We start from the raw sequence: 12,841 nt of genomic DNA, 5'->3' as shown, positions 1-12,841 counted from the left end.
GGTCAGCTCCGGGTGCGCGGCGCCAGTTGAGGATCAGCAGCCCCCTCGGCTCGCGGTGCCGTCATCAACCAGTCGGAGAAGGGCTCCGTCGGTGTGAAGCCCTGCGCCGGGTGGGGGCGTGCCCAGAGGTTGATGTCGGGGCAGTAGTCGTAGTCGCTCTGCTGCAAGGCCAGCAGGCCCGTCGTGCCGAGCCACACCGACCACCGGAACGGGAACGGATAGGGGCCGGGATCGGCGCCCGTGTGGTCCGGCGGGCCGAGCTCCGCGTGCACCGCGGCCAGCGCCTGGTCGTAACACTCGTCGTAGGCCGCCCGTTCCGGGTGGAGAACCAGCTCCCCGCCGGCCGGGTCCCAGCCGCACAACGTGACGACGGCCGCGCCCACCTCCTCGCCTGCGGTGTCCTCGGCGGCGAGGTGGAGCACCGCGCCGCCGGGGAGGTCGAAGAACGTCGAGCACTGGTCCGACATGGGGCTGCGGGTGCCGACCGGCTCGGCCGCCCGGCACATCGTCGCCGCGTCGAACGGGCCGTCGGCGTAGGCGCGCATCAGCCACACCGCCGCGGACGGCACTGAGTGGGACTCGATCACCGCGGAATCCTCACACCGCGCCGGTGACCGCGCAACCGGAGCCGCCCGCCGGACCCCTCGTGGACAGGGTCCGGCGGGCTCCCTCAGCGGCCGACGTCGGAGCGGAGCGCCGCGCGCAGGTTGTCCGCCGCGTCGGCGGGCTGGAGATAGCCGGCGACGACGTTGTGCACGTCGGTGGCCACCACCCGAGCGACGTAACCCACGTGGGTGCGGTAGAGACCATCCAATGTGGCCTCGTCAAACGGTTGGTAGGTGCCGAACAGCAGGCAGAACGACTCACCAGCGTTGTCGCCGGTGTTCAGCGCCGTCGGCACGTCCACCTGGGACAGCCGGATGCCGCCGCGGACCAGGCCCAGCGCGTCGCGGGCCTTCGTGCCGTCGGGGTTGAACACGATCGGCGGCGCGGTCGGCGGTGGGGTGCCGCGCCGCACCCAGCGCACCAGGTGCGCGTACGCCGCCGCCGTCACGTGCTGCACCGGCACCCGGCTGAACGGCGGCTGCGCGCAGGTGTAGACCGGCGCCCCGCCCAGGTCGCGTTCCTGGATCGGCGCCCGGTAGACCTGGCCGTTGTAGCCGCTGTGCGCTCCCCCGGCCACCTCCCACCGGCGGAACAGGTCGGTGTCGGCCGGCCGCACCGGCGTGCGCACGTCGGTCTCGGAGAGCACCTGGAACACCGGCTCGGCGCCGACCCGGGTCGGTGCGGAGCCGACGATGAAGCCGTAGCCGGCGTACACCGGTTGCACCTGTGGCAGCACCCGGTCGTAGTAGACGGTCATCCGCGACGCCGACTGCGACGCCCCGATGGCCAGCACCGTGGTGGCCTTCAGCCGGCCCAGCGGCGAGACACCGCGCGGGTCGGCGATCGCCTTCCCGGCTTGGGCGAAGATGTCGTAGGAGAGCTCGTCGGTGACGAACTGGCGGCCGCCGGTCACGTCGAGCGCGCCGTAGCGGGTCGGGCTCCAGCCGCGGAGTTGGTCGACGCCGACCCGTTGCGCGGAGACGCCGACCCAGGCGTAGCCGTCGCGGGTGGTCGCCTCGGCGTTCCACAGCGCGTCGAGGTCGTAGCCGGCGGTGACGTTCTGCCATTCGACCAGCACGGTGCCGTTGAACTTCTGCGCGTTGGCGGGCCGGCGCACCACGAGCCGGGTCTGGTAGGGCACGTCGGTGGCGACGCGGTTGCCGGTGGTGTCCCAGCCGTCGGCCACGCCGCTCAGATAGAACTCCTGCTCCACATAGCCATGCCGGGCCAGATCGAAAGGCGTCGAGAAGAAGGGGTACGTGTCGGCCAGGTCAGCGGCGAGCCGGTCACCCGGCACGCTGCCCGGGATCGGGCCCCGCACGGTGGGCCGGGAGATGGGTTCGCGGGCGCCGGCCTGCGCGGGTGCTGCGGTCAGTAGGGATGCGACCAGCCCGGCGGCGACGAGGACGGCGCGGCGCCATGGACGTGTCATGGAGGAACTCCTTCGCGACGAGGGGTCCTGCTCTGGCCGCACCATAAGTCGCCGTCGATGTGCCGGGCTACCGGCCGGCCCGAAGCTGAGACGGCTGTCGCAGCACCCGCTCAGCAGGCCTCGAGCACCGCGCGGGCGGCCCGCTCGGCGGTCGCCGGGTCGGCGCGGCGACCGCTGATCAGCTCCGCGTAGAGCGCCGACTCGATGATCCGCACGTAGAGGAACGCGGCGCCGTCGAGGTCGTCCGGTGACCAGGCGGGGTCGACCGCGGCGGCGGCCAGGATGCCCTTCTGCGCCTCGACCACCCGGGCGTGCACGCCGCCGGCCGGGGTGAACAGCACCCGGGCGGCGGTCGCCGGCTCGGCGCGCAGGAAGGCACGGAACGCGGCCGCGTGGCGCAGCAGCGCGGTGAACCGGCGGGTGGTCTCCAGCACGCCGTCGAGGCCGGGCGTCGTGGTCTCGTCGCGGGCCTGGGCCAGCGCGCGCTCGCCGAGCCGCCAGAGCACGTCGCCGAGCAGCACGTCGCGCCCGTGCACCACGCGGTAGAGCGTGGCCCGGCTCACCGACAGGCTGTCGGCCAGGCCGTCCATGTCCAGGGTGGCGTGCCGGAGGAAGAACGCGCAGCCTCCCTGGACGACGCGCTCCCGACTGACGACACGCCGCGCGGGCACCGGCATGCCGTCGACGATAACTCTCAGAACTCGAAGATCGTGAATCCGGACGGCGCCCGCTCCCGCTTGCCGCCGTCTGAGCGGCCGGCGTCGCTGTCACGCTTTCCGCCGGACTGGCTGCCGCCGGAGCCGCCGAAGATCTGCGGGAACAGCCGGAAGCCGCGGCCGGCGGGCGGTGCCGGTGCCTCGACCGCCGCTGGTGGCGGAGCCGGAGCGGCCGGCGCCGCGGCGGCCGGTGGTGCGGCCGCGGAGACATCGGTCCAGACGCTGCCACCGAGGCGCTTCACGAGCTCGCGGATCGCGGCGACGTTGTCCTCGATCGCGGCGATGTAGAGCTCGGGGGTGAACGCCCGGCTCTGGAACACCTCGCCCTTCGCGCTGGCGTAGAGGAAGTTCTGCTGGTCGCCGCTCCAGAGCCGGCCGCCGCCCTTGGTCTGTTGGAAGACCGCGTTCCAGCCTTCGTTGACTTTCTTGACCTGCTCGATGAATGACTCCAGGTGCCGGCCGCGTTCGCCGGGCGGCAGCTTGTTGATGATCTCGCGGATCTGGGCGAACATCTCCTTCGCGGTGCCGGGCGTCAGGGTCTGGATCGGCACCTGGGCGGCGGGCCGCGCTCCGGCGGCATCGTCGGCGGCGCCGGCCGCCCGGCCACCCACGGTCTCGCCCGCACCGGCGGCGCTGTCACCCGCGGCCGCCGCGCTGTCGCCGGCGGCGGCACTGCTCGACCCGCCACCGGACGGTTTGCCACCGACGACCCCGCGGCCGGCGGCGCCGGCGGCGCCCTCGGCGCCACCCGCACTGCCGCCCGCCCCGGCACCGCCGTTGCCCGCTCCCCCGCCGCCCGCGCCGCCACCCCGCCCCCGCGCGATGATCGAGCCGGCGCCCTTGAACACGCCGAACAGCGCCAGGCCGACCGCGGCGTCGCGGGCCACGTCGTACGCGGTGGTCGGCTCGCCGTTGATGGCCCGGGTCACGATGCCGCCCGCCGCCGCACCGACCGCGGCGGCACCCGCCTGCACCGCGAGGCTCGCACCGAACGTCGCTCCGGCGATCGCGCCGCCGACCGCACCGCCCGCCGCGGCCGCGCCGATCCGGCCCCAGCTGGTGATCCGCCCCTCGGTGATCAGTTGGCGGGTCGCCTCGATGCCGCCGCCGACCACCAGGCCGATGGCCGCGCCGATCAGGATGTTGATCCAGCGGCCGTCCGGGTCGTTGGCGACGATCGGCCGGTTCTGCACGTACGCGTAGAGGTTGGTGCCGTCGCCCACCCCGGCCGGGTCCGGCGAGACCCAGCGGCCGAGCCAGGCCGCGTAGTGCCGAGCGCCGTAGCAGTAGAGCCCGCTCTCCTCGTCGAGTTCCTTGCCGGTGTAGCGGTAGCGCTTGGGCGTCTCGGTCGACGACCGCACCGCGTGGTAGCTGGTGCCGCCGAACGGGAAGTATTCCTCGTAGGAGACGATCCGACCGATGTCGTCGAGCTCGACGCAGGCCGAGCCGAGGTGGTTGTCGAGCTGGTAGCGCAGCAGCCGCTGCGGCGCGAGGTCGGTGCCCACGGTGCGGGTCTCGACGAGGGCGATCCGCCGCTGGTCGGCCACCACGTGCACGGTCTCGCGTTCCAGCGTGACCGTCGTGCCGTCGCCGCCGAACTCGCGGTAGACCTCACACCCTCCGATGTAGACGCGCTCGCGCGAGCGGGTCGGTTCCTGTCCGGGTGCCGCGGCCCGGTCGGTCACCTTGCGCACCCGCTCGCCGGCACCGTCGTACACGTAATAGGTCGTCTCCGGGGTGCCGGTCGCGACCACCTGCCGGGTGACCGCGGCCATGTGCTCGCGGCTGTTCCAGGACACGGCCGGCAGGTGCGGCAACGCCGTCATGTGTCCGTGCCGGCCGGCCTCGCCGTCGTAACGGAAGGTCTCGGCGGTGCCGGCGACGGTGACCGTGCTGAGCCGGTTGCCGTTCACCGCGGCGTCCAGGCCGCTGGCCTCGGCGTACGCGTAGGCGCGCCGCCAGCCCCCGGCGGTGCCGGTGTGCGCGAGCACCAGGATGTTGCCGACCGCGTCGTAGTCGTAGCGCTCGACGTAGCGGCCCATCGCGTCGCCGTCGCCGGGATGCGGCAGCCCGGCCCAGCCGTCGCCCGGCCCGGGTGGCGGCGGCGTCGCACCGGCCTGGCCGAGGTGCTCGCGCCCGCTCGCCTCGACCAGCCGGTAGGCGGCGTCGTAGGTGTAGTCGGCGACCGGGTCGACCAGCCGGTTGTTGAAAAACACGGTCTGCTGCGCGTCGTCGGCGACCTGGGTGACGTTCCCGACCGGGTCGTAGGTGTAGCGCAGGTGCTGGCAGTCGGCCGCACCGGTGCGGGTGCTGACCACCTCGGCCAGCCGGTGACTGAGCGGGTCGAAGCGCAGGGTCGTCTCGACCCCGTTGCCGAAGGAGATCCATTCCCGGCGGCCGTGCGCGTCGCGGCGCAGACCGGCGACGAACACGGTGGTCTGCGCCGCGCCGCGCAGGTTGCCGGTCAGCCGGGCCAGGCCGCCGCCCTCGTCGTACTCCGGCCGCAGGACGGTGCCGTCCGGGCTGGTCACCGTGGTCGGCCGGGCGAGGGCGTCGAGGGTGACGGCGCGCGGGTAGCCGGTCGGTTCCAGCGGCACGGAGCCATGCCAGTCAGGTTCGGCGCGATAGTCGACGGCGAGCCGGCGGACGCTGCGCAGCGGGTTGCCGCGGCGGTCGTAGGCCTCGGTGGTGACCTCCCCGGCCGGGTCGCAGACCCGATACTGCCGGCCGCGGTGGTTGGCGGCGGCGGGGTCCGGCAGGCTTTCGCCGTAGACCGTGCGGGACAGCAGCTTCTCGGCGCCGCCGCCGGTCACCAGCCCGACCTCGACCGGCCGGCGCAGGGCGTCGTAGCGGGTGCGGAACTCGTGGTCGCGACTGTCCCAGCCGCGCAGGGCCTGGCCGGTCGCGGTGCCCAGGGTCCAGAAGGTGCCGGCGTCCATCGTGGATTCGCGGATCCGGTTGCCGGTCACGTCGGAGGACTGGCGGAGCACCACCCGGCCGGCCGGATCGGTCAGCGCGCGCTGGTTGCCCTCCACGTCGAGGCTGGCCAGCGTCGGGTAACGGACGTCGACGGCGTCGACCCGGTTGTGCGCGACGACGAGGAAGCCGCGGGCCAGCGCGTCCGCGTACGCCGTGGTGGGTGTGCCGGCGTGCGCGGCGGCGCGTTCGGCGGCGGCCCGCTCGGCGGGGCCGAGGGCGCCGCCGATCCGGGTCGCGTGCCAGGTCTGCCAGCCGGGTGGCTCGGCGGCCAGGTGCGGTGCGAGGCTGCCGGCGACGTCGGTGTCGGTGCGCGGGTCGAGCAGCACGGTGTCGTTGGTGTCCCAGGCGACCTGCCGCCACGGGTCGAAGACCGTCTTGTCGTAGCGGGCGTCGGGATGCAGCGTGGCGACCACCCGGCCCAGCGGGTCGTAGCCCAGCACCTGCGACACCCCGGCCAGCACGCCGGGCTCGAAGCGGTGGGTGGTCGAGAAGAACGGCTCGTAGCGGCGCACCGGCTGGCCCTTGTTGTTGAACACCGTCGTGCCGCTGGCCGTCCACCGTGGACCACCGTCGTGGTCCGCGGCACGGCGCTTGAGCTGGATCTCCCGGCCGAGCCCGTCGGTGTAGCCGAATCCGTGCGTGAGCGCGCCGGTCGCTCCGGGCGGCAGGTCGCCGACGTGCGTCTCCCGGCTGATCGTTGCGACGGCCGCCGGCGCGCTATCGCGGACGTAGGCGAACAGGTCGTAGACGAACCGGCTGGTCGCATCGCGCAGCAGCGGGTGCGGTTCGGCGAGCGGGTCGGCGAGGTGGGCCAGCACGGCGGCGTCATCGGGGTCGGGTTCGAACCCGTCGAGGCTGTCGCCGGACAACTCGCCCGGCTTGCCCAGCACGGCGGTGCCGGCAACCATCCCGAGCAGGTCGTACGCGGTCGCGGTGCGGTTGCCGTTGGGGTCGGTGACCAGCGCGGCGCGCAGCACCCGGTAGTCGTTGTCGGCCGTGACCACGTTGCCGACGGGGTCGCGGGACTCCAGCAGCAGCAGGTCGTCGGCGTCGTAGCGGACCACGGTCGGGTTGCCGAACGGGTCGGCGAACCGCACCGGCACGAAGAAGTGCGCGCGGGCCCGGGCCAGTTCCGTCGCCGCGTTGTCGCCGGGGTTCGGCGAGTAGAACAGCCGGCCTTCCGCTGCCCACCAGTGCCCGGGCGGATCGGTTGGCGCGATGTCGGTGCCGGGCAGGTAGCCGCCCTCGTCGAGCACGGCGCCCGGGTCGGCGAGCAGCGGTTGGCCGGCGGCGTCGCGGAAGCAGGCGTCGACCAGCCCGGGGGTCAACACCAGGCGATAGCGGTCGTACGGGAGGGCCAGCGCGCCGCTGTGCCCGAGCGGAAGCGGGCCGGACAGGTCGTCGGCCCGGTAGCGGACCCGGTCGTGGCCGATCAGCCGGCGGTGCGGTCCCGGGCCGGGCGGCGTGACCGTGCCGTCGGCGCCGACCGCCTCGAACGGCAGGTCCTGGGCGCCGTCGGCGGCGGCCGCCAGGTCGGCGAACCGGAACAGGGTGGTGGCCGGTTTCGCGACGCCGACCAGCTCGTATTGGCGGGCCTCGCACGGAAGCGGCGCGCGGTAGGCGTCGGGCAGGTCGACGGCCTCGGTGTAGCGGTTGTCGGTGACCACGACGTGCGATCGGGTCTGCGCGGCCCGCAGGGCGGCGACGGTGGCGGTGGGCAGTTCGGGGTCGATGTCGGCGTCGGGGTAGCGGCGCCCGTAGCCGACCGCGACCGTGCTCTCCAGGTTGCCGTAGGGGTCGACGGCCAGCACCAGCTCGTGGCTGATCCGGGGGTCGCCGAGCAGCCGGACCTCGCCGGCCACCTCGACCGGGTAGAGCGCACGTTCGTAGTGCAGCGTGACGGTCTCGCGGGGGTGGCGCAGGAACACCGCGTGCAGGTTGCCCAGCCGCGGCTGGAGCAGCTCGACCGTGGCGTTGGCCTCGGTGATCAGGTAGGGCCGGTCGGCCTCGGCGGTGCCGTCGAGCGCGTACACCTCCTGGCGCAGTGGGGTTCCCTTGAGCGCGCGGCAGGCCTCGCGGGCCTCGTCGCCAGTCAGCCGGTGTGGGGTGCGGGTGCCGTCGCGATGCCAGTGGGTGTCGGGCAGGGTCGACTCGGCGAGGAGCATGCCGGCCAGCGCGACCGGCAGCGGCTCCGGCGAGCCGGTGTGGAACCAGGTGCGGGTCAGCACCGGCGGGAGATCCGTGCCGAATCGCTCCGTGTCCCATTGCTCGACCATCGCGAAGCCGCGGAACTCGCGCTCCTCGCCGTCGAAGTAGCCGTGATGGTAGGCATACTCGCTGACGAACCGGTTTCCGCTGATCCGCTCGATGGTCTCCACCCGGTCGACGACGTGCACCGGCATCGGCAGCCGGGTCGCCCAGGGCCGGCCGGCGGCGCGGTCGTCGAGGTAGAACCGGGTCGACGGCGCGTAGCGCATCGTGGTCTCGACACCGAGGTTGTTGGCGGTGCCGGTGAGCAGGAACGGTTTCTGGCCGCCGAGCAGGTCGACGTAGCGCAGCGCCCGGCGCTGGTCGCCGGGCAGCGGTGAGGTCCAGACCAGGCAACTCGTGCCGGTGCCGAACAGGTCGACGACCGACACCTGTGCCGGGTCGGTGGCCGGTGGCAGGGCGGTGACGGTGACCGGCGGGGCGAGGGCGTTGCCGCTCTGGTTGCGGTAGATCCGCACGCCGTCGTCGGCGAGGTAGACCAGGTCGGCCGGGCCGACACCATCCACATCGGACAGCCGTACCCGCCGCTGGTCGAGCGCCTCGGGGCCGGCGACCAGGTGGCCGCCGTCGAGCACGACGCGGTCCCCGAACCGGCCGTGCCCGAGGTTGGGCCAGTAGCAGACCTCGCCGGGGCGGACCCGCACCAGATCGCTGAGCCCGTCGCCGGACATGTCGGCGAGGTGGATCGACTCGGTCGGGTCGGCGAAGACGATCCGCGGGCCGTCCGCCGCCAGCACCTCGCGCCGGCCGGGACCGAATCCGGCCTCACCCCGTGACGGATACCAGGTGAACGCGGCGTTCTCGCCGACCACCGCCTCGGCCAGGCCGTCGCCGTCGAGGTCGACGAAGCGCAGGTCGGGATCGTTCCAGTCGACGGTGGGCACGCTGTCGAACGGGTGGAACCGCGACCACCGCCGCTGTTCTCCGGGCTCGCTCTCCGCGAAGCCAGGCGTCGGCCCGCCGAGCGAGACCACGTCGACGCGGCCGTCGCCGGCCAGGTCGAGCAGGTGCGGCTGGGCCTGCGGCGGGGCGCTGGCCAGCGCCGGGACCGGCTCCGCCGGCCCGAACCGGCCACCGCCCAGGTTCTCGGCGAACCACCAGGCACCGCCGGTCGTGGTGAGCAGTCCCGGAAGGCCGGCACCGTCTAGGTCGACCCACTGGTGCTCGTCGGCCGGCAGGCTCGCGGGCTCGATCTCGGCCACCGTGTCGTGCAGGTCGGCCGGCGAGTAGCTCAGGTCCAGCGGCGGCAGCGACCGGCTGCGGTAGCCGCCGCCGTCGGTCCGGCGGTGGCCGGTCGAGGTGACCCTGGCCAGCACGGTGGCCAGCGGGTCGGCGCGATAGGTGAGGTCGACCGAGTGCACCAGGCAGCCGGCGCCGACCTCGGGTGCGGTCGGGAAATGGTGGAACATCAGAATCCGCTGGCAGAGCCGGTAGGTGCGCACCTCGAAGCCGGGCCGGTAGGTGGAGAACGGGTCGGACCGCGCGGGCCAGGACCGGTCGGCTGCCGGCGCCGGCGTGGTGGGGTGGTGGTCGCCGTAGTCGAAGACCACTTCGAACATCCAGTCGCGGTCGCCCTCGATGTGGCGGGGCAGTCGGTTGCCGTAGCGCACCCGCTTCGGGTAGCGGTTGGCACCACGGCCCAGCGGGGTGCGGCCGGACTCGTGCGCGGCCGTCACGGCGACACCGGCGGAGTCCTCGGCCCGGTAGCCGTATTCCAGCAGGTTTCCCTTGTCGTCCCAGGTGTCGCTGATCAGCCAGGAGAACACCCGGGCCGGGTCGGCCGGGTCGGCGATCCGGGAGCCGCTGTCGACGCCGTACCGGGAGGTGATGTTGTCGCGGGTGACGGTGCGCCAGTGCACGTCGCCGTCGGTGGTGCCGGTCCAGCGTTCGACGCGGGCGAACAGGCCCTCGATCCGGGGCCGGTAGCGGTGGATCCGGTAGCCGGGGGCCGGCAGCTCGACCCGCTCGCCGGCGCTGTCCAGTTCCGGCACCAGGTCTTCGGCGTCGGAGAGCAGGAACACGTCGGACTCGTCGTATCGCGGTATGCCCTTGTCGGTCTTGCGGGTCACCGCGGGCAGCGACACGGCCCAGCCGAGGCCGAAGGGGCCGTTGCCGCCGCCGGAGTCGTAGGCGAGCGTCAGGTGCGGCTCGATGCCGGCGCGGGCGGGGCTGCACGCGATCGGCACGGTCACGCTCCCGGTGCCGCTGACCGGGTTGGCGGCGAACTTCTCGCCGAGCCCGCGGATCGCGCCGCCGCCCTTCGGCAACCCCGGCACCGGAGCGGCGGGTTTGGCCGGTGGCGTCGCGTCGGGTGCGGTCACCATCAGGCCGGCTCGCCACCCCAGGTCAGCAGCAGCCAGACGTCCTGCATGGAGTTGTCGTCGAAGTAGAGGGTGAACGTGCCGACGGCGGGCGGCGGCTCGGCGTCGGCGAGCTGACCGATCCGCAGGCCGCCGAAGCCCGGGTCGGTGGCCAGCGGGTGGGTGGTGCGGCCGGCCTCGTCGGGCGGCGCGCTGGACACCGTCACGGTCGGCGGCGTATCCGGGCCGGGCTGCGCGAACAGGTCGACGCGGTGCAGAGCCAGCGGCGCGACGGCGCCGGCCCAATAGGGATAGTGCTCGGCGCGCAGGGTCACGGTCAGCGGCGGCTCGGGGTCGTCGGCAGCGGTGAACCGGGCCCACTCGGTCGGGAAGTCGTGCCGCAGCGAGAGCAGCCGGGCCGAGCCGGCGGTGGCGGCCTCGGTCACCCGGCCGGTCAGCTCGGCCTGCGCGGCCGCGCGCAGCGGTTCGCCGCCGCCGCGGGCGGTGTAGCGCAGGTGCAGCACCACGTCGGCGATGGTGTCGTGGTCGAACTGGGGCAGCGCGGTGGGCAGTGCGACCCGCCAGGTGCTGATCGCGCCGCTGCCCTCGAACGGCAGGTAGCGCTCGTCGCGGTAGTTGACCTCGAACAGGCCGCTGTCGTCGCGGCCGGAGCTGGCCACGATCGACTCGACGCCGCCGAAATAGTCGCTGAACCGGTCGTCGCCGTCGGCCGCGCGGGCGTAGGCGCCTTCGCGCAGCGCGGGTGTGGTGCGCACGCTGCTGCTCTGGAGGGTCAGGGTCGCGTTCACGCCGGTGAACGGTCCGACGACGCAGGGGATGCTCAGCCCGACCGAGCGCAGCCGGCGGAAGTAGGTGCCGGGCGCGCCGACCAGGTCGAGCAGTTCCTCGGAGACGGTGAACTCGCAGGAGCCGGTGGCCCGCAGCCGCAGCAGCGCGACCGGGTCGAGTTGGCGGAGGCTGACGTGGGTGGTCAGCTCGTACTCGCGGCGGTTGAGGTCGTGGTAGGCCTGTTCCATCCGGCGCACGTCGAGGTAGAGGCGCTCGCCGGCGAGCAGCCCTTCGCGGCCGGCCTGGTAGCCGTAGCTGAGGAAGGTGCGGGTCGGGTCGCCGAGTTCGTGCTGGAGTGCCCGCTCGGCCTGCTTGGCGATGTCGTAGGCGAGCTGGAAGCACTGCCCGTAAAGGCCGCGCACCTCGCGCCGCAGCCAGGCGTAGAGGTCGGCGTTGGTGGTCTTGCCGGTCTTGGGGTTGGTGAGGAACTGTTCGACCTCTTCGGCGTTGCGGATGAGCTGCTGGTGGTTGTGCCACTCGCGTTCGGCGAGGGCTTCGCGGATCTGGGCGGCCCGCCACTGGCGGTAGATCTGGCCGATCTCGCTGGCGACCACGTTGCGCTGGTGCACCCAGTCCTGTTCGCGCCGCTGGTAGCCGCCGATCTTCGCGGACTGGCTGGCCTCGAAGCCGAGCCGGCCGGCGATGCCGCGGGCGGCGGCGGCACCGGCGTCGAGCACCTGCTTGAGGTGGATGCCGCCGAACGAGACGCCGGCGCCGATGCCCCAGGGTTTGGCGGACGCCTCGATCTGCGGCACGAAGCCGACAACGGCGCTGAGCGTGCTGAGGGCCGCGGCGGTGTCCTGGAGCACCTGCGCGGTGCCGAGCATGCCCAGCTCCGCCGACTCGTAGCTGGAGATCTTGTAGCCGTCGGCGTCGTCGAGGTCCTCGGTCGCGATGTCGACATCGACCTGGCGCTGGGCGAGGTCGGGTTCGCGGGCCTTGAGGCGGAGCTTGAGCAGCGCGTCGGTGTCGAGGTCGTCGAGGTCGGGCACGTCGATGTCGCCTTCGGCGGTGCCGAGCAGCCCGCTCGTAGAAGGCGTAGCGGGCGACGGCGCCGCGGAAGCTGGCGATCAGCCCTTCCTTGGCCTTGACCGCCTCCTGCCATTGGCCGTAGCGGATCGACTCGCCGAGCTGGAGCATGCCGGTCTCGTGGCGGGCGCGCAGGATCGCGAAGGTCTCGGCGTCCTGCTTCTCCATCGCGCCCAGCAGTTGGGCGCCGAGGGCCTGGACCTGTTGGCATACGTCGGCGGCCCGGGAGACCAGCAGGGTGAAGCGGATCAGCGGCAGCGGCTGCGCGAGCCCGGAGACGATCGCTCCGACGTCGAGGCCGGCCGCGGCGGCCTTGGCCAGCAGCGCCGGGTCGATGGGTGGGTCGAACAGTGGCAGCCGGCGGAACGTGCCGTGGATGTCGAGGCTGTTGCGGATCTTGAAGAGCCGGTCGGCCACCGTGTCCCAGTAGGCCAGCAGCTTGTCGTTGCGCGGCACGCAGAAATACAACGAGGTGGCGACGCTGTGCAGGGCGCCGACCGGTGCGCCGTCGGCGGCGGCCGGCACCCGCGGCATCGTGTCGAACGGCAGGTCGACCTCGATCTCGGTGAGGGCGTTGCCGAACTCGTCGAGGCTGCCACGCAGCGACGCGTAGGTCTGCGGTGTGACGGTGCCCTTGCGGGGCACCTCCTGTGGGCGTGGGC

General features: G+C 73.4%; 6 protein-coding genes. 1 reads left to right on the top strand and 5 read right to left on the bottom strand.

From position 1 onward, the window contains the following. Positions 1 to 2: 2 nt before the first annotated feature. The 5 genes from DFJ67_RS26240 to DFJ67_RS26220 all read right to left on the bottom strand — a co-directional run bounded on the left by DFJ67_RS26240 (position 3) and on the right by DFJ67_RS26220 (position 12,142). Positions 3 to 587, bottom strand: a complete 585-nt coding sequence (locus DFJ67_RS26240) for a hypothetical protein (protein WP_147315606.1) — start codon at positions 585 to 587, stop codon at positions 3 to 5. Positions 588 to 670: 83 nt separating this feature from the next. Beyond that, a complete protein-coding gene (locus tag DFJ67_RS26235; protein WP_203783081.1) occupies positions 671 to 2,038 on the bottom strand; it encodes an alpha/beta hydrolase domain-containing protein in 1,368 nt (455 codons plus the stop codon). A 110-nt stretch (positions 2,039 to 2,148) separates the two neighbouring features. Then, positions 2,149 to 2,715 carry a QsdR family transcriptional regulator gene (locus DFJ67_RS26230; protein WP_116070458.1) on the bottom strand — a complete coding sequence of 189 codons (567 nt, stop codon included), beginning with the start codon at positions 2,713 to 2,715 and terminating at the stop codon, positions 2,149 to 2,151. Between the two features lie 17 nt (positions 2,716 to 2,732). Continuing rightward, positions 2,733 to 10,325 (bottom strand): SpvB/TcaC N-terminal domain-containing protein, encoded by a 7,593-nt coding sequence (locus DFJ67_RS26225; RefSeq protein ID WP_116070457.1) that lies wholly within the window; start codon positions 10,323 to 10,325, stop codon positions 2,733 to 2,735. Continuing rightward, positions 10,325 to 12,142 carry a Tc toxin subunit A-related protein gene (locus tag DFJ67_RS26220; protein WP_116070456.1) on the bottom strand — a complete coding sequence of 606 codons (1,818 nt, stop codon included), beginning with the start codon at positions 12,140 to 12,142 and terminating at the stop codon, positions 10,325 to 10,327. Before DFJ67_RS26220 ends, DFJ67_RS26225 begins: the two co-directional genes overlap by 1 nt. A gap of 476 nt (positions 12,143 to 12,618) precedes the next feature. Here DFJ67_RS26220 and DFJ67_RS42875 point away from each other — a divergent pair, with 476 nt between their 5' ends. Beyond that, on the top strand, positions 12,619 to 12,792 hold the full coding sequence (locus DFJ67_RS42875; protein ID WP_170215985.1) for a hypothetical protein: 174 nt from the start codon (positions 12,619 to 12,621) through the stop codon (positions 12,790 to 12,792). Positions 12,793 to 12,841 lie beyond the last annotated feature (49 nt).

The organism is Asanoa ferruginea (assembly GCF_003387075.1).
GTDB classification, from domain to species: Bacteria; Actinomycetota; Actinomycetes; order Mycobacteriales; family Micromonosporaceae; genus Asanoa; species Asanoa ferruginea.
The sequence above is the reverse complement of the archived record's forward strand: the minus strand, read 5'-3'. Positions and strand labels throughout refer to the sequence as shown.